This is a genomic window from Mycobacterium sp. NPDC003323 (assembly GCF_053589535.1).
The window spans coordinates 1-19,316 of record NZ_JBSFSB010000007.1 but is presented as its reverse complement, the minus strand read 5'-3'; the positions used below and the strand labels follow the sequence as shown (position 1 = coordinate 19,316).

Sequence of the window (19,316 nt, the reverse complement as noted above, 5' to 3'; positions counted from 1 at the left end):
TCAGGACAACGCCGACACGAGCACGGCCTTGATGGTGTGCATCCGATTCTCGGCCTGATCGAAGGCGATGTTCATCGGACTCTCGAACACTTCGTCGGTGACCTCGACGCCATCGCGCAACATCGGGTACCGGGCCGCGATCTCGGCGCCCACCTCGGTGTCACAGTTGTGCAGCGCCGGCAGGCAGTGCATGAATTTGACACGCGGATTGTTCGCTGCCACAAGGAGTTCGGCATCGACGCGAAACGGTATCAGGGCATCGACCCGACTCGCCCAGGTATCGGCGGGTTCACCCATCGACACCCATACGTCGGTGTAGACGAAATCCGCTCCGCCGACCGCTTCCCGGGGGTTGTCGGTGATCATGATCTGCCCACCGGTGTCCATCGCGAACTCCTCACACATCGACACATGATCCGTGTTCGGCCACAGCTGCTTCGGGGCGCCGATCCGGACGTCCATTCCGAGTTTGGCGGCGACGAGTAGCAATGAGTTGGCCACGTTGTTGCGACCGTCGCCGACAAATGCGAACGTGATGTCGGTCAACGGTTTCGGGCAGTGATCGGCCATCGTCATGATGTCTGCGAGCATCTGGGTGGGGTGGAACTCGTCGGTGAGGCCGTTGAACACCGGCACGCCCGCATATTCGGCGAGCAGCTCGACGGAGGCCTGACTGGCTCCGCGATACTCGATCGCGTCATACATTCGGCCCAGAACACGCGCGGTGCCTTTCAGCGACTCCTTGCGGCCCAACTGTGATGACGCCAGGTCGATGTAGGTGACATGGGCGCCTTCGTCGTAGGCGGCCACTTCGAAGGCACACCGGGTACGCGTCGACGCCTTCTCGAAGATCAGCGCGATGTTCTTGCCCGCCAAGGTTCGGGTGCCCAGACCTGAATACTTGGCCCGCTTGAGATCCCGGGACAGATCCAGCAGATAATGCAGATCGCGGTCGGTGTGATGAACGAGGCTGAGCACGCTGCGATTGCGGTTGTTGATTGCCACGGTGGGTTCCTCGGGTCTCAGGTGTACAGCGGGTCGCGCAAGATAGGGCAGGTCATGCAACGGCCGCCACCGCGCCCGCGGCCGAGTTCGCTGGCAGTTATGGTGACCACCTCGATGCCGGCCTTTCGTAGCGCAGTGTTGGTGAGGATATTGCGGTCATAACCGATCACAACGCCGGGTTCAAGGGCGACCACGTTGTTGCCGTCGTCCCACTGTTCCCGCTGCACCCCGAAAATGTCACCCGCCGTACCGACGACCCGGAACGTCACGCCGAGCGCGTCGCCGATGGTCGGGATCAGCGGCTTGGGTTCAGGGCGGATGTCGAGTCCCGACGGAGCTCGGTCATCGGGACGCAGACTGAACGGCACGATGGCATCCACGATGGGGGCGTAGGCCGTGACCAGGTCGTAGTCACAGAACGTGAAGACCGTGTCCAGGTGCATCGCCGCTCGAGCCTTCGGCAGACTCGCAACGATCACCCGCTCGGCGGCGCCGGCCTGAAACAAGTTGCGTGCCAGCGCAGTGATCGCGTGGTGTGACGACCGCTCACCCATGCCGATGACCACGATGCCGTTACCGACCGGCATGACGTCACCGCCTTCGAGGGTGGCGGATCCGTGATCGCGGGCCGCGCTGTCCGGGTCACCGAGCCAAATGTCGAACTTCTCGTCGGCGAAGGCGGGATGAAAGTTGTACACCGCCGTCGTCAGCAGCGTCTCCTGACGTCGGGCGGGCCAGTACATGGGATTCAACGTGACGCCGTGAAACACCCACGATGAGTTGTCGCGCATGAACTGGGTGTTGGGTAGTGGCCTCAGGACGAAACCGCTCGGATCCACCTCCCGCAGCACGGTCAGGAAGCTGCCACCGACCTCGGCGGGGACATCGTCGTAGGCGATGCCACCGATCAGTAGTTCGGCGAGCCGCTGCGCCGGCATTTCGTCCAGCCATTCCCTGATCTGGTGTCGTATCCCGGTACCGATCACGTCATCGGTGGCGCGACGATCCAGTATCCACTGCCGCGCATCGGGTTTCGCGACCACGTCGGCGAGCAGGTCCTGCATTTCGAGGACCTCCACGTCGTGGTCGGCCATCTTGGCGACGAAGTCGAAATGGTCACGGCGTGCCTGCTGTAACCAGATGACGTCATCGAACAACAGCTCGGCGCAGTTGGCCGGGGTGAGCCGCTGGTGGGCGAGTCCGGGCGCGCACACCAGGACCCGGCGCAGCTTGCCGGCCTCCGACCAGACTCCGAGTCGAGATCGCGTGTTCACAGCACGGCCAGGTTGCCGGTGACCAGCAGGCCGATGGCGGCAACGGAGGTGGCGGCAACCACCCCGACCACCACCAATTCCGATCTGGTGAAGACCGACAGCCTGCTCTCGGTGCGCGCCCAGATGTACAGCACCGTGCCGACCAGATAGAACACCGCGGCCATCAACAGATACTGCCAGCCGCCGGCATACAGCAGCCACACGGCGTAGCCGAGCGCAATCAGTCCGACGATCAGATCCCGCGTTCCACCTCGGCCGGATTCGTAGCTGTTGCCGCGTGCCGCCAGCAACACCTGATATGCCGCCGACCATAGATACGGCAGTAGGATCAGCGAGGTCGCCAGGTAGATCAGATTCGTGTAGGTGCTGTCATTCGCCAGCGTCCACAACAGCATCGCCTGCACGCACAGATTGGTCAGCCACAACGCGGTTGAGGGTGCACCGTGCGCATTCTCCTTCGCCAACGCCTTCGGCATCACGCTGTCCGAAGCCGGTAACCGCAGAATCTCCACACACAACATCACCCAGGCGATCAACGCGCCGAGCAGCGAGACCACCAGACCGATCGAGATGAACGCGGCACCCCAGCTGCCGACCTCCTCGGCCAGCAGACCCGCCATCGACGGATCTGGCACGCCGGCAAGGTCGGCTTGGGCCATCAGCCCGTAGGACAACAAATTGACCAGCAGCAGCAGTGCCAGCACGGCGCCGAAACCGAGCACCGTGGCTCGTCCGACGGTCCGGCGGTCCGTGGCTCGCTGGGAGTACACCGCGGCGCCCTCGATGCCGATGAACACCCAGACGGTCACCAGCATCATGTTCTTGACCTGAGTCATGGTGTCTCCCAGCGGCGCACCGTCGATCCGGGTCGCCGTTCCCCAGAAGTCGGATGTGAAGAGTCCGGCTTTGAAGCCGACTGCGGCGATGGCGATGAAGACGACGATCGGCACCACCTTGGCGACGGTGACCACCACATTGACGATCGCCGCGGTCTGCACACCGCGTAGCGTCAGGCCGTGCACCACCCAGAGCACCAGCGATGCGCCGATGATGGCCGGCGCGGTGGTGCCGCCTTCGAATCCGGGGAAGAAGTAACCCAGCGTCGAGAACAACAGCACCAGGTAGGCGACATTGCCCACCCACGCCGACATCCAGTAACCGAACGCGGACGTGAATCCGATGTAGTTGCCGAAACCGGCTCGCGCATAGCCGTATACACCACCGTCGACGTCGGGTCGACGACGTGCCAGATTCTGGAACACGAACGCGAGCATCAGCATGCCGACGCCGGTGATGATCCAGCCGATGATGAGCGGCCCCGGAGCTGCGCTGCCTGCCATCTGCGATGGCAGCGCGAAGATACCGCTACCGATCATCGAGCCGACCACCAGCGCCGTCAGGGCTGCAAGCCCGAGGCGGGGCCCGACGCGATCGGGACGCGGTGCTGCCGGTTTCGGAAGTACGGACTGCGACATCGTTGTCTCCCCGGGTAGCTGGGCGCAGCAGCGGTTGCCTCTGAGCGGATTCGACGTTAGGGCGGTGTCCGGGTGACCTCAGGAGTCCTTGGTTTCTCAGATTGAGGACTTTGTGCCTCAGACCCGCACCGCTGTGTTGCCTACAGTCGATCCATGACCGACGACAGCCACTCGATGTCCATCCTGTCTGCGCCAGATTGCTGGAACTTGCTGGCCGACACCGCTTTGGGCCGCTTGGTCACCAGTGTCGACGGACATCCGGCGATCTTTCCCGTCAACTTCGCCGTGCAGGATCGGACGATTCTGTTCCGCACCGCACAGGGCACGAAGTTGGTCAGTGCGGCGATCAACAACAATGTGTTGTTCGAAGCGGATGGGCACAGTTCGAGTGAGGGCTGGAGCGTGATCGTGTCGGGGGTGGCCCGTTCGATCCGCGATGACGAAGACCTCGCCGAGGCCGAGCGCGCGGGACTCGTCCCATGGACCGGTTCGGACAAGGAACATTTCGTGCGGATCCGGCCACGCAGTGTGACCGGCAGGCGATTTCGGTTCAGTAACGGACCGGTGCTCGGTATGCCTGCCGAAGATCCGGTACTTGGTTGACAAGAGCGGGAGTCGGGGATGACAACAGCGGGAGTACACGACTCGTCGAGGCGCGTGTTCCGGGACCGCCGGGAGGCCGGCCGGGTGCTCACCTCCGCTCGGTTCGTCAGGTACCGTACCGTACCGGTGACCGCCGTCAGTACCGGGGACGCGATGGTTGCCGGCGTGACTGTGGGCTGATTCGTGGGTGGGCGCTGGCCGAATCGGTGCGATACGGCATAGCCGCGGCGACAGCAAAGCTGCAGACATTGGACACCTCACCGCTTACTCAGGACCAGCTTGAAGTTCACTGGGCAGCGATGATGGCGAATGTCCGTCCAGAAGGAAACAATCTGCGCTGATCTGTCGCTGCTTCGCTCGAATGGTGCCACCATGGAGGCGTGGTCGGGGGTGGACCTGAATCCGAGATGGGCATGCGGCCGTTGCGGGAGACGCTGTCCCAATTGCGGTTGCGTGAACTTCTCCGGGAAGTCCAGGATCGCGTAGAACAGATCGCCGAGACCCGAGATCGGCTCGACGGTCTGCTTGATTCCATGCTCGTCGTGACATCCGGTCTGGAACTCGATGACACGCTGCGGACCATCGTGCGCACCGCCATCGAGATGGTCAACGCCCGCTACGGTGCTCTCGGCGTCCGCGGCCACGGGCATGAACTCGTCGAGTTCATCTACCACGGCATTGACGAACCGACCCGCGAGCAAATCGGGCATTTGCCAGAGGGACGCGGCGTGTTGGGCGTCCTCATCGACGATCCAAAGCCGATTCGACTGGACAATATTTCGCTGCATCCCGACTCGGTGGGATTCCCGGCGAATCATCCGCCCATGCGAACCTTCCTCGGGGTGCCGGTGCGCATCCGCGACGAGGTGTTCGGCAACCTTTACCTGACCGAGAAGGCAGGTGGCCAGCCGTTTACGGATGACGATGAGGTGCTGGTCCAGGCGCTCGCCGCGGCAGCAGGTATCGCCATCGAGAACGCGCGGCTGTACCAACAGTCTCAGACCCAGCGAGCCTGGATCGAGGCGACCCGCGATATCGGTACGGAGATGCTTTCCGGCGTCGATCCGTCGATGGCCTTCGAGCTGATGGCCGACAGATCACGCGTACTCAGCGGCGCGCAGTCGACCCTGGTTGCCATGCGCGCCGACCTCGATGAGCCCGAAGCCGAACTCGACGAGTTGATGGTAGTGGCCACCGCGGGCGTGGACATGGATGTGCCGCTGCGCGCGCTGTCCACCGGCGGCACTGCGGTGGGTGAGGTCGTCGCGATGCAGACGGCGCGGCGATTGAACGGTCTGTCGTTGACGGGCGTCGAGAAGCCGACCGGGCCCGCGCTCGTCCTTCCGATTCGCGCCGGAGATGTCACGGCCGGAGTGCTGATTGCGCTGCGGTCGCCCGGGGCGCCGCCCTTTGTCGACGATGAGCTGGACACGATGGCCGCGTTCGTCGAGCAGGCGGCGCTGGCCTGGCAGTTGGCGATCAGCCAGAACCAGCTGCGCGAACTCGACGTCCTGGCCGATCGCGACCGGATCGCCCGCGACCTGCATGACCACGTCATCCAGCGGCTGTTCGCGGTCGGGCTCGCGGTGCAGGGCACGATCCCGCGGGTGCGGGCGCCCGAGGTCCAGCAACGCCTCTCGAGCTGTGTCGATGATCTACAGCAGGTGATCCATGAGATCCGCACCGCAATCTTCGATCTCCACACGAGACAGAGCGGCCGCGCGTCGTTCCGGCAGCGACTCGACGAAGCGGTCGCGTCATTCGCCGGCGCTGAGCTGCACACCACGGTCAGGTACGCCGGCCCGCTGTCCGCGGTCGATCCGATGCTGGCCGATCATGCCGAGGCGGTGGTGCGCGAGGCCGTCAGCAACGCGGTTCGGCATGCAGATGCGACGAGGCTGGATGTCAGCGTCAGTGCCGCCGACGAGTTGTGTGTCGAGGTCCGTGACGACGGCCGCGGTATTCCGGGCGATGTCACGACAAGTGGCTTGGCAAATCTTCGTCAGCGCGCTGACGAGGCCGGCGGTAGCTTTGTGGTGGAGGCCATCGCCGCCGGAGGCACTTTGCTCCGTTGGTGTGCGCCGATGCCGTGATACCCGGCTATGCAGTGGTCGACGTCGGTCGATGCGCGCGTTGGAGACTCGTTGCCCGGCGCGCCACCACCACGGCCAGCTCCGCGGCAGTGGCGTGTCCGATGCCGCGGATGGTTGATGCCACGTCCGGGCACAAGTCGCCGTCGATCATGATGAGTCCGCCGAGTTCCGGGCTCGCGTGCAAAAACTGCGCCAGTCCGCGTTCAGTTGCGACGGGGTAGATGTGAACCTCGGAAAACCGTTGTCGCCACTTTGATACCAGGAGATTGACCGCCTCGACGCGGGTCTGGTCTGCTCCGGCATCGGTCCACAGTGCCAAGATCGGCCAGCCTCGCTGTTCGGCTTCACTGACGGCATCGGTCACCACCGTGTCTTCATCGCGTGAGTCTGCGCCGACGGGCACGATCACCCAGCGTGACTGCGGCTTCCGGGCGTCGTCGCGCTGGTGCGTTCGAATGATCGCCACCGGACATGTCGCCTCGAGGGCGGCCGTCGTTGCCGTCGAACCCATCAGGACAATTCCGGTGCGGTTCATACCGGTCCAGCCGAGACAGATCATTCGCGCATTCGTGGATTCGGCGCGCAGTACCCCTGCCGGCGAGCCTTGGGCGATGGTCGTCGTGACTGTCACCGAGGCGTCCCGTTCCTCGATGCGCCGCTGCGCAGCCAGCAGAGCGCGCTTGGCCACACCCACGGCAGAGTCATATTCGCCGGCTGTCAACATGCCCGACAGATCCGTTCGGATCACATAGATCAGACGCAAGATGCCGCCGCAACGACGCGCTTCGGCCACCGCCCAGAGCGCGGCGTGTTCGGCTTGTTCGGAGCCGTCGATCCCGACGATGACCTGGTTGACAGAGTCGTCAGACATGTTTTCACCCCTGACTTTTCAAGAGAAGGTGGCTGTCTGCCGACAGTAACGAGCCACTGGATCCGACGGATGGTGCCGAAGGTCATCCGCATGCGCGTCCAAGGGCAGTCTGTCACGCAGGGTCTTTGGGCTGCGCAGGTCGGGACTTTCGCCGCTGTGAGACGCCGGTCGCGGGCCATAGCGCGAGTCTGGCAGTAACTCACGCGAAAGGGCCAATCATGGTGCAGACCAAAGAATCGCCGACTCCCGCAACGGATTCCGCTGATCTGATCGACGAGGTACGCGACTCGGCGCGAGTCGGACAGCATGCGGCAGCAGATGCGTGCGCAAATTCACCTTGACCGGCGTCCGGATTTCGCCACGGTCGTCGAGCGATTCAACGGAGCGGCGCAACTGCTGAGTGCTTCGGTGAGTGGTGGGACACGGCTTGTTCTCGACTCCATCCGACACCCAGTCAAGACGGCGGACACGTCGCTGGCGACGGTGGCTTCGGTGTGGCGCACCGCCGGGCCCCGCCATCCAGGATCGGAGATGCTGCGTCATCGAGGCACTGTCAGAGAGCTGATCACTCACCAAGTTCCGTTGGACGCACTCCATCACGCCGGTCAACCGCCGGGCGGTCACCGACGGACACGGCGGAAACCGCACGATGCTGACACGGTTCTGAATTCTGACGCTGCCGATACAAGCCGCCGTGCAGCGGAATCTCGTCCACTAGCGCCCGCCCGCGTTCCAGAAGTGACATGGGTCAGCGACTTTCGGCCCTAGTCGGACGATCGTCCAGTCAATTAGCGTCAAGGACATGATCAGGGGTAGGAGGACTGTGATGGACGTCGATGGGCCTGCCGTGGCACACGCTTCCGCTGATCTCGCGGATCGACTGCTCAGAATCGCGGTCGCCGACATCCGGACCGCCATTCATGAGCGTGTCCCTGCTGGACGGCAATCATGACCGACTTCGCGCCCACCACCGTTATTTCGAGTGAAGTGTCGAAACGACGGCGCCGCCGGGGGCATCGCATCCTCGTCGGCGGCTTGGCCTTCACCGTGACCTTTGCCCTTCTCATCCTGTCGGTGGTGCTGATCACCGACAGATCGAACGAAGCCGATGATGCGGAGCGCCTGGACCAGAGCAGGCGTGTCGCGTTCGCCCACTGGTGGAACGAAGCCCACCCGGATGTATCGGCCCTACAAGCCGTGCTCGATGAAGTACAGCGGGCAATGCGCCATGCAGACGCTCCGGCGCTCGCTTCGGCTTGCCAGGTCATGCACGACGTGGCTGCCGTCAAGGTCCCCGCGCACCTTCCCGGCCCCGAGCAGGAGTTGGGTGCCCAGCTGGGTGCGGCCGCCGCGGATGCGCACTCAGCGGCGCACATGTGCCTGTCGGTGCTCGAACAGACGTTGAACAACTATGACGCGGAGTTTGTGTCCGATGTCGAACAGGCTGACCGGCAGGTCAAGGCGGCGATGTCGACAGCAAATGAATACTTGGCCGAATCATTTACCGCAGCCACGACTTCGAAGAGTCTCGATGACGGGTAACCCGTTATCGCATCTGGGCCGGATGACACCTCCATCGCAACCGACGAGCAGCTAAGGACTTTCGCGATATGTCCGCTCACTATCCCGAGAGCGAAACGTTGAGGACAGCCTTGTCTTTGGCGACACGCGCGCCGTCCGTGCACAACTCGCAGCCGTGGCGCTGGAAGGTCGCGCCGCACAGCGTGCATCTGTTCGCGGACTCATCGCTGAAACTGCGGCACACAGACCCAGATGGGCGGGACATGGTGGTCAGCTGTGGGATCGCCTTGAATCACTGCGTAGTGGCGTTGGCGGCGTTGGGTTGGCAGACAAAGGTGCATCGCTCGCCCAATCCTGTCGAACCCGATCATCTCGCGTCGATCGAGTTCCATCCTTCGCCGCCCAGCGAGGCAGATGTGGCGCTCGCCGCGGCGATACCCTTGCGCAGAACAGATCGACGGACCTTCAGTTCTTGGACGGTTCCCGCGGGGGACATCATGATGATGGGTGCCCGTGCGGCGCGACTCGGTGTCACCATGAGACGTGTCGAGGTCGACGATCGCTTCCGTGCGCTATTGACCGAATCGAGTCGACGACACCTTCAGGATGCGGGTTATCGGGATGAATTGGCGACCTGGAGCGGACGGCACGCCGCAACTGCGGGTGTGCCGGCCAGAAATGTGCCCAGTCCGGATCCCATGGCGCCGGTCCCTGGCCGCGTATTCGCCGGCACCGCGCTGTCCCAGCCACCCGGCACCGATGCGGCGACGGATCATGGTGTGGTGCTCGCCGTGGGAACGGCAGCCGACGATGTCGTATCCCGGCTGAGAGCCGGCGAGGCGATGAGCCAGATCGTCCTGACTGCAGCCTCTGCAGGATTGGCGAGTTGTATCTTCACCGAGCCGCTGGAGATCGTCGAAACCCGGGATGCGCTGCAGATGTCGGTGTTCGGTCTCAGTCATTTCCCGCAGGCGCTGGTACGGGTGGGATGGGCACCCGTGAATGCCGACCCGTTGCCCGCGACTCCGCGGCAGATGCTGCGGGACGTCGCGAGCAGGCTGGACGGGTCGCCGCTGGCCGGTGGTTGAGGCCGTGGTTGCACCGAGCGAATATCCCACTGCTCTGGAATCGATGTAGTCGTAGTTAATTGCGGCTCACGTCTGTCGTCTCCGCTGCATTCGAGGTGCTGGCAAGCAAATGGCTGGCCCACGTGCCGAGGACCGGCCGCGACACGGTCACGTCGAGGCAACCTCGACCGGTACGCCCGACGTGGCGCCTTTACTTCCGGACAGTCGACTGATGGTCAGCAGCAGCCGCCTTGTCAGCACGGAGAATGCCGGGCCGAGTAGAGCTGTCGACAACACCTCACCCGGGTGCCTGAGCCCGACACGGGTGCGCACCAGCACTCTGCAGCGGTCATTCCACCGCGGCAGCAGATGAATCGACCACACGACATCCCAGGGGACGACCGGAGGCCCGCCATGCAGGACGATTGCCTCGCCGGTGATCACTTGCTGCACTGGCAGAGCGACACCATCGCGACGTCCGAAGGCCCCCGACGCCACAAGTGTGACGGTGTCCCCGACAGCAAGTTCCGTCCGCGCTGCGGGCGAAGCGGCCGGTGGGCAATGCGTGCGGCCGGGCATCGCATCGGCGATGCCATAGGTGTACAGACCGTCGCTGCTGCCGCTCATTCGCACCAGCCAGGGCCAGATCTCCTCCGGCGGATGATCGATCCACATTCCCTCGGTCGATGTCACGACGGGGGCGCTTAGTACCTCATCACCGGGGAGCCTCATCGCGCATTCGTCTTTGGTGGTTCCCCAATTGCGCCAATACCGGCGCATACCGTAGAGCAGGGCGGCCAGCGCCGCCGTGCGTGTCACCTTCATCGTCATGATGCAAAGATGCGTGACGGCGACGTTCACCGATAGGGCCACTGGTCCTTAAGTCCATTACTCGACTGGCGGCCGACCGCGATGTGGCCGCCAGTTCGGCGGGTACCCCAGGACTGCCCACATGCCGGCCTGTGCGCTCACGCGTCAGCGAGGTACGGTCAGGATCTCGGAAAGCGGTCTGCGCGGCGTCGGTGGCGGAGGCTGCGCGTCGGCGGGGGTACAGCCCATCCTGATCAGGACCTGCGGTAGCTCGCGGCCGGTCAGGCGCCGGACCACTTCACAACTGGACGGGACTTCGGTCAGGTGGGTCAGGGTGCAGGTCGCCAAGCCGGCCATGGTGGCCGACAGCAGTGCCGCCGACAGCGCCTCGCCGCACCGGAGGATGTCCGGACGCGTGTCATCGTGTGTCGACAGCACGACGACCAGCGACTCATCGGCCTGCAGGCCGGCGCCGGGTGTCTGGTGATGATGTGTGACGGGGAAGCGGCGGCCGATACCGACGCGGTCCTCCTCGACTGCAGAATTCAGCGAACTGTGCGGAATACCTACTGCTGCATCGTGACTCGAGGTCCACCAGTGCAGATCGGCGTGATACGTCGAGTCGTACAGCCGCGCCGACTCGCTGAGCGCGGCCGCCTTCTGCAATTCGGGGCGGGCCTGCGCGCCGAGGACATCGATCAGCACTGTCTCGCCTACAACCCGACGCAGCGCCGGTTCGAAAGAACCCCAATCCTCGGGTGGACCATAGGGAAGGCGATCGGTCCGACGTCGGCGGATCGCCTCGGCGCGGCGTCGGTGACCCTCGGTCACGAAACTCATCGGACTGAACGTGATCGATGCCAGGTGCTTGTGGTCATTGGGATTCGGGTAACGAGCCGCGTCGGCGATCCACCCTACGGCCGCACACGCTGCCCGGAAGTGGTCAAGAACGGCCCCGCAGCTGAGCAGGGCCTGGCGGCCGGAAGTATCGGATGCCACGAGCTGTCGTGGGTCCAGATGCAGATCAAGCCCGGCGGGTGTGAGGACCCACCGCCACGGCTGACTGTTGTGGAAGGACGGCGCCCGGCACGCCAACTGCAGCGACTGCTGCAGAAGCCGGTTCTCCATCGTGGTCCGGGGCATGATCGGTCCTCTCGGTGACACCGCGGTCTCGCCTCTGACCATGTCCGGTTCAACGCCGATCGGGAAGGGCCTTTGGTCCCATCAATGGACGTCGATCGTCGCCCGTGCTATCGGGAGTGCCTTTGTACCCTACGGAGCAGGGACCAAAGCCGGCCTGCCAAGGACGCTCGGCAGCTTCCGGCACCCTGCGCCGCGGCGCACGATTTGGGTCATGAGCGCTGTGTCCGACCGCCCACCCCACACCATCGATGCGGCAACTCCTGCCGCCATCCATGAAACCCACACCGGCCTCGTCCTACTCATCGGGGACCGCGCATACAAGCTGAAAAAGCCCGTGGTCACCGATTTTCTGGATTTCGGCACCGCAGAGGCTCGCGAACACGTCTGCCGGCGTGAGCTCAGCCTGAATCGGCGGCTGGCACCGACGAGCTATCTCGGCATCGCACATGTGGTGGGGTTGCCGGGCAGCGCCGACGAACCGATCATCGTGATGCGTCGTCATCCCGCTGCGCTTTGCCTGGCCGCTCTGATCTCCGACGGCACATCCGTGAACGAGGAATTGGATGCCATCGCCGCGCGCCTCGCAGACTTCCATCGGACGGCCGAACGTGGCCACCGTGTCGACGCATGTGCCACCGTAGATGCTGTCAGCGCTCGCTGGCGGGAGAATCTCGTCGAGTTGCGCGGTTATACGACCGACGTGCTGCCGGCCGCTGGGGTCGCCGAGTTGGCGGACCTGTTTGCCGAGTTCGTCACCAATCGGCGGGCGGTGTTCGACCAACGCATCGATGCGCGGCGGATCGTGGACGGTCATGGCGACCTACAGGCCGCCGATATCTACTGTCTCGCAGAGGGTCCTGCCTTGCTCGACTGCCTGGAGTTCGATGACGAACTGCGATACGTCGATGGGATCGACGACGCCGCGTTCTTGACAATGGATCTGGAGTTCCTGGGCCGAAGAGACCTCGGCGCGTACTTTCTCGATCAGTATCGCCGACGCGCCGAAGATGATGCTTCACCGGCGCTCGCTCACTTCTACATCGGCTATCGCGCCATGGTGCGCGCAAAAGTCGACTGCATCCGGGTGTCGCAGGGGCATCCCGAGGCCGGCCATGATGCCCGCAGACACCTGACGATCGCCCTTGAGCATCTGCGTATGGGCAGTGTCCGCTTGATCATCGTCGGGGGCGGTCCAGGCACCGGGAAGTCGACCTTGTCGCGCAGGTTGGCCGACGAGATCGGCGCGCAGGTGTTGTCGACCGATGACATCAGGCGAGAGCTGCAGGAGCGTGGGCGGATCAGCGGATCCACGGGCAGCCTGCAATCCGGTCTCTACACCCGCGACAACGTCGACCGCGTCTACGACGAAGTCTGCCGACGGGCGCAGCAGGTGTTGGCCGGCGGAGACACCGTCATCCTGGACGGAACGTGGCGCAGCGCGCGGCATCGCGCCGCGGCGCGCGCCATCGCCGAGGACCTGACGGTGCCCGTTGTCGAATTTGTCTGCACGACAAGTCTCGACGAGGCCAAGTCACGAATAGCTCGGCGCGGTCCGACGTCCTCGGATGCCACAACCGAAATGGCCGCGCCGTTGACGCCGGACCTCGACGACTGGGTCGGGGCCCATCGGGTCGACACCAGCCGTCCGCTGCACGTGAGCGTCGCCGAAGCGCGACAGATCTGTTGTGCGGGCATCTGACCGGCAGTGGATCGCCAACAGAAAGGGATATGTCGTGAAAGCTCTTGTCTATCATGGGCCCGGCCGCCGGTCGTGGCATGAGGTGCCCGACCCACGCATCCAGCATCCAGGTGATGTCATCGTCCGTGTCGACGCTGTCACGATATGCGGGACCGACCTGCACATCTTGAAAGGCGATGTGCCCGAGGTGACTCCGGGTCGGATCCTGGGCCACGAGGCCGTGGGGACCGTGGTGACGGTCGGCTCCGCGGTCGAGACCCTGAACGCCGGCGACCGCGTTCTGGTGTCCTGTATCAGCGCCTGCGGGCGGTGCCGATTCTGCCGTCAATCGCACTACGGGCAGTGCCTCGGCGGCGGGGGATGGATACTCGGGCACCTCATCGACGGCACACAGGCCGAGTACGTACGGGTTCCCTTCGCCGACAACTCGACGCACAAGGTGCCCGAGGGTGTGAGTGACGAACAGATGGTCATGCTCGCCGATATCCTGCCGACGTCTTACGAGGTGGGCGTGCTCAACGCAGCGGTCCGGCCGGGAGATGTGGTGGCGATCGTCGGTGCCGGACCGATCGGTCTGGCCGCGATTCGCACCGCCCGCCTGTACAGCCCGCGGACCATTGTGTGCATCGACATTGCGGACTCTCGGTTGGAAGCGGCACGCAAGTTCGGCGCCGACGTTGTGGTCAATCCGGGCACGGAGTCGGCGCGCGAGGTGATCGATCAACTGACCGACGGTCTGGGGGCCGATTGCGTGATGGAGGCGGTGGGCACACCCGGCACATTCGAGGAATCCGTTCGGCTGGTGCGGGCCGGCGGCCACGTCGCCAACATCGGCGTGCATGGCGCACCGGCGACCCTGCATCTTGAGGAAATCTGGATCAAGAATCTCACCATCACCACCGGATTGGTCGACACCTACTCGACTCCGACACTGATCGATCTGCTGGCGAGCGATCGACTGGACACCGCGGGGATGATCACCCACCGGTTCAACCTCGACGACATCGAAACCGCCTATGACGTCTTCAGCCGGCCGGGCGAGACCGGCGCCCTGAAGGTCTTGTTGACGGTGCCGCGATGACGAGCCTGGCGACCTCGACGGTGCGCAGCCTGGCCGATATCCGGTTGATCGACGCCGATAGTGTCGGTGGTAAAGGCGCCAATCTCGGTGAACTGATCGCGTCGGGCCTGCCGGTGCCGCCGGGCTTCGCGCTGTCCTGCCGCGCGTACCGCGACTCGATGAGATTCGCCGGCGTCGACACCGACCTTGCCGCGCTTCATCGCGAAGCACTCGGCAACGTGGCGAACCCCGCCCGTCTGGACGAACTGTGTCAGCGGATGCGTCACTTGGTCCAGAGTGCCGGCATGACCGACGATCTGCGCGGCGAGGTGGTGTCGGCGTACCGTGCGCTCGGCGCGGATCCAGTGGTGGCCGTGCGATCCTCGGCGGCCGGTGAAGACGGCAGCGATGCATCGTTCGCAGGCATGAACCGGACCATCACCAACGTCACCGGCGAACCCGAACTCGCGGCGGCCGTGGTGGCCTGTTGGGCATCGTTGTTCACACCGCGCGTCCTCACCTATCGGGCGAGCCGCGGGTTCATCCGCGATCCCGCGATGGCCGTCGTGGTGCAGCGGATGATCGCCGCGGACCGGGCGGGGGTCGCGTTCACCGCCGACCCGAGTACCGGCGACCGTAGTCGCATCGTCGTCGAAGCCGCGTTCGGGCAGGGCGAGGTCGTAGTGTCGGGCAAGGTTCAGCCGGACACCTATGTCATCGACAAGTCCTCTGGCCAGGTGATCGACGTCTGTATCGGGATCAAACCGTTCAAGATTGTCCGCGGCGCCGGTGGCCACGATGAGCTGATCGAATTGCCGGCGGCACAGTGCAACGCGCGTGTGCTGTCGGATTCTGACCTCACCGCCCTCACGGAGCTGGCAGCGACGGCCGAACGCCACTATGGAGCGCCGCAGGACATCGAGTGGGCCTTCGAGAATGACACGCCGTGGCTGGTGCAGGCCAGACCGATCACGACCCTTGGCGCCGAATCCACCGGGTCCGACACTGTCCGGGCCGACACCGGGGTGCTGCTACGTGGCCTGCCCGCCGCGCCCGGTACCGCCACCGGGCGCGTCCGCATACTGCAGAACCCGCAGGACGGTGATCAGCTGCGCGATGGTGAGATCCTGGTGGCACCGATGACGAACCCGGACTGGCTGCCCACGATCCGCCGGGCCGGCGCACTCGTCACCGAGAGCGGCGGCATGACATGTCACGCCGCGATCGTCGCGCGTGAGCTGTCGGTCCCATGTGTCGTCGGCGCTCGCTCGGCCACCAGCGTTCTGCGGTCGGCCTCCATGGTCACCGTCGACGGCACGCACGGCCAGATCCTCGCCGCGGCGCAGCCCGCACCGTCGCAGGCGGCGCAGCGGACCGTCCTTACGTCATCGCCGAACCCGGTCACTGCGACCCGGATCTATGTGAACATGGCGCTGCCGCAGCATGCCGAGGCCGTCGCCGCCACCGACGTCGACGGTGTGGGGCTGCTGCGAGCCGAACTGATGCTCACCGATGCACTCGGCGGACACCACCCCCGCGCACTCATCGAACGTGGTGAACAGCAGGCGATCGTCGCGGCGATGACTGCCGCCATCGGTCGCATCGCGGCGGCTTTTGCGCCGCGTCCCGTGATATATCGGGCCACCGACTTCCGCAGCAACGAGTTTCGCAACCTCATCGGTGGGCAGGACTTCGAGCCGGTCGAACAGAATCCCATGATCGGCTACCGAGGCTGCTACCGATATATCAAGGATCCGGCGTTGTTCGCTGTCGAATTGGCCGCACTGGCCGAGGTCCGCGACCGATACCCCAACGTGCATTTGATGATTCCATTTGTACGTACCCGGTGGGAGCTGGAGCGGTGTCTCGAATCGATCGACGCCAGCCGGCTGGGCAGACAGCGTGGCCTGCAACGCTGGATCATGGCCGAGGTGCCGTCGGTGGTGCACTGGTTGCCCGAGTACATCGCGATGGGGGTAGACGGCGTGTCGATCGGCAGCAACGATCTCACGCAGTTGATGCTCGGCGTGGATCGTGATTCACAGATCTGTGCGGAGGTCTTCGACGAGTCCGACGCCGCCGTACTGGATGCGATCGACAGCATCATCACCACGGCACGCAGCCTCGGAGTGCCCTCCTCGCTGTGCGGACAGGCTCCTTCGGTCAACCCCGTCTTCGCCGAACAGCTTGTGCGCAGCGGTATCACATCGATATCGGTGAATCCCGACGCGGTATCGACCACCCGCCGCACGGTGGCCGCCGCCGAACAGCGCCTGCTGCTCGAATCCATCAACCAGCAGTGAACACTGAGAGAGGAACTTTCCGAAATGACTGACAGCACAGCACCGATCGTCGTCGGTGTGGACGGCTCGATCGCCGCACAACATGCCGCCCGCTGGGCGGGTGCTCTCGCCGACAGGCTGGGATCGCCGCTGCAGATCGTGCATGCCGCTCCCCATATCGGTCACCAGTTCAGCGACGTGATGAGCGCGTTGGCCGCGGCGAGCGCCGATGCCGAGCGCGAAGCTGCCCCGATCATCCTCAAGACCGCGGCCGAGGCGGTCCGCCATGCACATCCGGGCCTGGAAATCACCACCACCGCCCTCGATCAACCCGTCGAGGATGCGCTGAAGACGCTGAGCCGACAGGCGCGATTGCTGGTCATCGGATGTGACGAGGTGACACCCGGCGTGGCGCTGCTGGTCGGTTCGCTGACACTCGATCTGTGCGGCCACACGGCGTGCCCGGTGATCGCGTGGCGTGGCGAATCGTTGAAACCCAGCGCACGACCCATCGTCGTCGGGGTGGACGGATCCAGCGATACCGCACTCGCGTTGGCCTTCGAATTGGCTACTGCGCTCAAGGCCCCCGTGCAGGCGGTCCATGCCTGGTCGATGCGCGTACCGGCCGGGGAAGTGTCGATTCCGTTCTTGATCGATTGGGCAGCAATCGAGTTGGAGCAGGTGAATGCCTTGAATCGGGCCGTTGAACCGTACCGCCGGTCGCATCCGGACGTCGCGGTCGATGTCCTGATCGATGCCGCCAGGCCGCGACGTGCCCTGCTCCAACAGCTCTCGGACGCTCAGATGGTGATTGTCGGAAGCCGCGGGCGCGGGCCGGTTGCCGCGACGGTGCTGGGCTCGACGAGCTTGAACATGCTGCATCATTCACCCGTGCCGGTGGTGGTGTGCCCACCCAAGCAGAACGCCGAGTGACGCGACGCGGCTGGTGCGACGACGCCGCGGCTGCGCTGGCGCTGTCTGCGCTCAGTGACCGGAGGGGCTCGTGAGCGCCTTGTGCAACTGGCGCACGCGGGCGGCGATATCGTCGCGGACCAGACGCATGCGTTCCAGGCCGTCGATACCGCGTTCGGACGGTTCGTCGGTGTCCCAGTTCTGTACCGGGGTGTCGGGCAGCGGATCCAAGTGCGCCTCTCGGCCCAACGTCACTACCAGGTCGACCGCGCGGGCGAGTCGATAGTCGACCGCCTTGGGCTGCTCGCCGGTGATGTCGATGCCCACCTCTTGCAGCGCTTGGGCCGACGAATCGTTGACCGCCGCACCTGGCATGGTTCCGGCGGAATGGACATCCACGGCATCACCGGCGATCTGTCGCATGAGACCGGCGGCCATCTGTGACTTGCCGCCGTTCTTGACGCAGACGAACAGTACCGAGGGTCTTGCGGATCGGGTCACCGGTCAGCTCTGCCGGCCGATGACATCGACATCGAGTTCCCCGAGCAGGTGTCGGACACGCTTCTCGATATCGTCGCGGATGGGCCGTACCGCATCGACATCCTGGCCGGCGGGGTCGGGCAGTTCCCAGTTCTCGTAGCGTTTGCCGGGGAAGATGGGGCAGGCATCGCCGCAGCCCATGGTGATCACCACGTCGGCGGCTTGAACGATTTCATCGGTCCAGGGCTTGGGGAATTCGCCGGTGATGTCTATGCCGACTTCGGCCATGGCGGCGACGGCGGATGGGTTGATGCGGTCTCCCGGCTCGGATCCGCCGGACCAGGCCACGGCGGCGTCGCCGGCGAGGTGGGTGAAATAACCGAGCGCCATCTGCGATCGTCCGGCGTTGTGGGTGCACAGGAACAGGACGGTGGGTTTGCCATCGCTGACCTTGCCTTCCACACGGGCCAGGGCATGCAGGCGCTGGCGGGCGAATCGCTCGGCGAGCAGCGGTAGGAAATGCGGGATGGTGGCGCGGCCGGCGAACTGATCGTAGGAGGTCTGCAGAAATCGTTCGATCGTCTCGACACCGAAGCTGTCGGCGAAGTCCCGCTCCAACCGGGTGGCCGCGGTTTTGAGTGCGTGCTGTTGATCGATGGACAGATCGCGATGCGGGCGCAGGGTGGCAGGGCTGTCGGTCATGGCGTTACGACTCCTGTGTCGTCGTGGTGGGGTGGGGGTTGAATCGTTTACGCAGGGCCAGGGAGACGTAGACCAGGGCCACCAGGACGGGTACTTCGATCAGTGGTCCGACGACGCCGGCCAGGGCTTGTCCGGAGGTGGCGCCGTAGGTGGCGATGGCCACGGCGATGGCGAGTTCGAAGTTGTTGCCCGCGGCGGTGAAGGCCAGGGTGGTGGTGCGCTGGTAGCCCAGGCCGATCGCGGCGCCGAGCAGGTATCCGCCGCCCCACATGATGGCGAAGTAGGCCAGCAGGGGCAGCGCGATGCGCACGACGTCCAG

At 64.7% G+C, this 19,316-nt stretch carries 17 protein-coding genes; 8 read left to right on the top strand and 9 right to left on the bottom strand.

Annotated features, from left to right (window positions below; genetic code table 11):
• The 3 genes from ACWDUN_RS17285 to arcD are packed head-to-tail and all read right to left on the bottom strand — an operon-like array spanning position 1 to position 3,754.
• Positions 1-1,005 (bottom strand): ornithine carbamoyltransferase, encoded by a 1,005-nt coding sequence (locus ACWDUN_RS17285; protein WP_449930718.1) that lies wholly within the window; start codon positions 1,003-1,005, stop codon positions 1-3.
• A gap of 17 nt (positions 1,006-1,022) precedes the next feature.
• Positions 1,023-2,279, bottom strand: coding sequence for an arginine deiminase (locus ACWDUN_RS17280; RefSeq protein ID WP_449930716.1), 1,257 nt, complete (start codon positions 2,277-2,279; stop codon positions 1,023-1,025).
• Positions 2,276-3,754: an arginine-ornithine antiporter gene (gene arcD / locus ACWDUN_RS17275; RefSeq protein ID WP_449930714.1), complete on the bottom strand. Its 1,479-nt coding sequence runs from the start codon at positions 3,752-3,754 to the stop codon at positions 2,276-2,278. The genes ACWDUN_RS17280 and arcD overlap by 4 nt, the downstream gene beginning before the upstream one ends.
• Before the next feature lie 153 nt (positions 3,755-3,907).
• On the opposite strand from arcD, the gene ACWDUN_RS17270 reads away from it, so the two are divergent.
• Positions 3,908-4,357: a pyridoxamine 5'-phosphate oxidase family protein gene (locus ACWDUN_RS17270; protein ID WP_449930712.1), complete on the top strand. Its 450-nt coding sequence runs from the start codon at positions 3,908-3,910 to the stop codon at positions 4,355-4,357.
• A 413-nt stretch (positions 4,358-4,770) separates the two neighbouring features.
• Positions 4,771-6,450, top strand: coding sequence for a GAF domain-containing protein (locus ACWDUN_RS17265; protein WP_449931139.1), 1,680 nt, complete (start codon positions 4,771-4,773; stop codon positions 6,448-6,450).
• A 7-nt stretch (positions 6,451-6,457) separates the two neighbouring features.
• Here ACWDUN_RS17265 and ACWDUN_RS17260 read toward each other — a convergent pair whose 3' ends face one another.
• The gene (locus tag ACWDUN_RS17260; protein ID WP_449930710.1) at positions 6,458-7,321 is read right to left on the bottom strand and encodes a universal stress protein; all 864 of its coding nucleotides are present in this window, start codon (positions 7,319-7,321) and stop codon (positions 6,458-6,460) included.
• Between the two features lie 948 nt (positions 7,322-8,269).
• Between ACWDUN_RS17260 and ACWDUN_RS17255 the strand changes: the two genes are divergently transcribed.
• Positions 8,270-8,863: a hypothetical protein gene (locus ACWDUN_RS17255; RefSeq protein WP_449930708.1), complete on the top strand. Its 594-nt coding sequence runs from the start codon at positions 8,270-8,272 to the stop codon at positions 8,861-8,863.
• A 68-nt stretch (positions 8,864-8,931) separates the two neighbouring features.
• Positions 8,932-9,930, top strand: coding sequence for an Acg family FMN-binding oxidoreductase (locus tag ACWDUN_RS17250; RefSeq protein ID WP_449930706.1), 999 nt, complete (start codon positions 8,932-8,934; stop codon positions 9,928-9,930).
• Between the two features lie 147 nt (positions 9,931-10,077).
• On the opposite strand, the gene ACWDUN_RS17245 is transcribed toward ACWDUN_RS17250, so the two are convergent.
• Together ACWDUN_RS17245 and ACWDUN_RS17240 are read right to left on the bottom strand one after the other, a co-directional pair.
• On the bottom strand, positions 10,078-10,770 hold the full coding sequence (locus tag ACWDUN_RS17245) for an SRPBCC family protein (RefSeq protein WP_449930704.1): 693 nt from the start codon (positions 10,768-10,770) through the stop codon (positions 10,078-10,080).
• 114 nt (positions 10,771-10,884) lie between these two features.
• On the bottom strand, positions 10,885-11,862 hold the full coding sequence (locus ACWDUN_RS17240) for an Acg family FMN-binding oxidoreductase (RefSeq protein WP_449930703.1): 978 nt from the start codon (positions 11,860-11,862) through the stop codon (positions 10,885-10,887).
• 211 nt (positions 11,863-12,073) lie between these two features.
• Between ACWDUN_RS17240 and ACWDUN_RS17235 the strand changes: the two genes are divergently transcribed.
• From ACWDUN_RS17235 to ACWDUN_RS17220, 4 genes are read left to right on the top strand one after another with little or no spacing between them, the layout of a single operon-like run.
• Complete coding sequence (locus ACWDUN_RS17235; RefSeq protein ID WP_449931137.1) at positions 12,074-13,561, top strand: bifunctional aminoglycoside phosphotransferase/ATP-binding protein; 1,488 nt, start codon at positions 12,074-12,076, stop codon at positions 13,559-13,561.
• Between the two features lie 34 nt (positions 13,562-13,595).
• Positions 13,596-14,642 carry a zinc-dependent alcohol dehydrogenase family protein gene (locus ACWDUN_RS17230; RefSeq protein ID WP_449930701.1) on the top strand — a complete coding sequence of 349 codons (1,047 nt, stop codon included), beginning with the start codon at positions 13,596-13,598 and terminating at the stop codon, positions 14,640-14,642.
• Positions 14,639-16,924, top strand: coding sequence for a phosphoenolpyruvate synthase (gene ppsA, locus ACWDUN_RS17225; RefSeq protein WP_449930699.1), 2,286 nt, complete (start codon positions 14,639-14,641; stop codon positions 16,922-16,924). The genes ACWDUN_RS17230 and ppsA overlap by 4 nt, the downstream gene beginning before the upstream one ends.
• Before the next feature lie 24 nt (positions 16,925-16,948).
• Positions 16,949-17,836: a universal stress protein gene (locus ACWDUN_RS17220; protein ID WP_449930697.1), complete on the top strand. Its 888-nt coding sequence runs from the start codon at positions 16,949-16,951 to the stop codon at positions 17,834-17,836.
• 51 nt (positions 17,837-17,887) lie between these two features.
• Here ACWDUN_RS17220 and ACWDUN_RS17215 read toward each other — a convergent pair whose 3' ends face one another.
• From ACWDUN_RS17215 to ACWDUN_RS17205, 3 genes are all read right to left on the bottom strand, one after another.
• On the bottom strand, positions 17,888-18,316 hold the full coding sequence (locus ACWDUN_RS17215; RefSeq protein ID WP_449930695.1) for an arsenate-mycothiol transferase ArsC: 429 nt from the start codon (positions 18,314-18,316) through the stop codon (positions 17,888-17,890).
• Between the two features lie 3 nt (positions 18,317-18,319).
• Positions 18,320-18,997 (bottom strand): arsenate reductase/protein-tyrosine-phosphatase family protein, encoded by a 678-nt coding sequence (locus ACWDUN_RS17210; RefSeq protein ID WP_449930693.1) that lies wholly within the window; start codon positions 18,995-18,997, stop codon positions 18,320-18,322.
• A gap of 4 nt (positions 18,998-19,001) precedes the next feature.
• Positions 19,002-19,316 (bottom strand): arsenic resistance protein (locus ACWDUN_RS17205; RefSeq protein ID WP_449930691.1); only part of this gene is annotated, 315 nt, incomplete at its 5' end.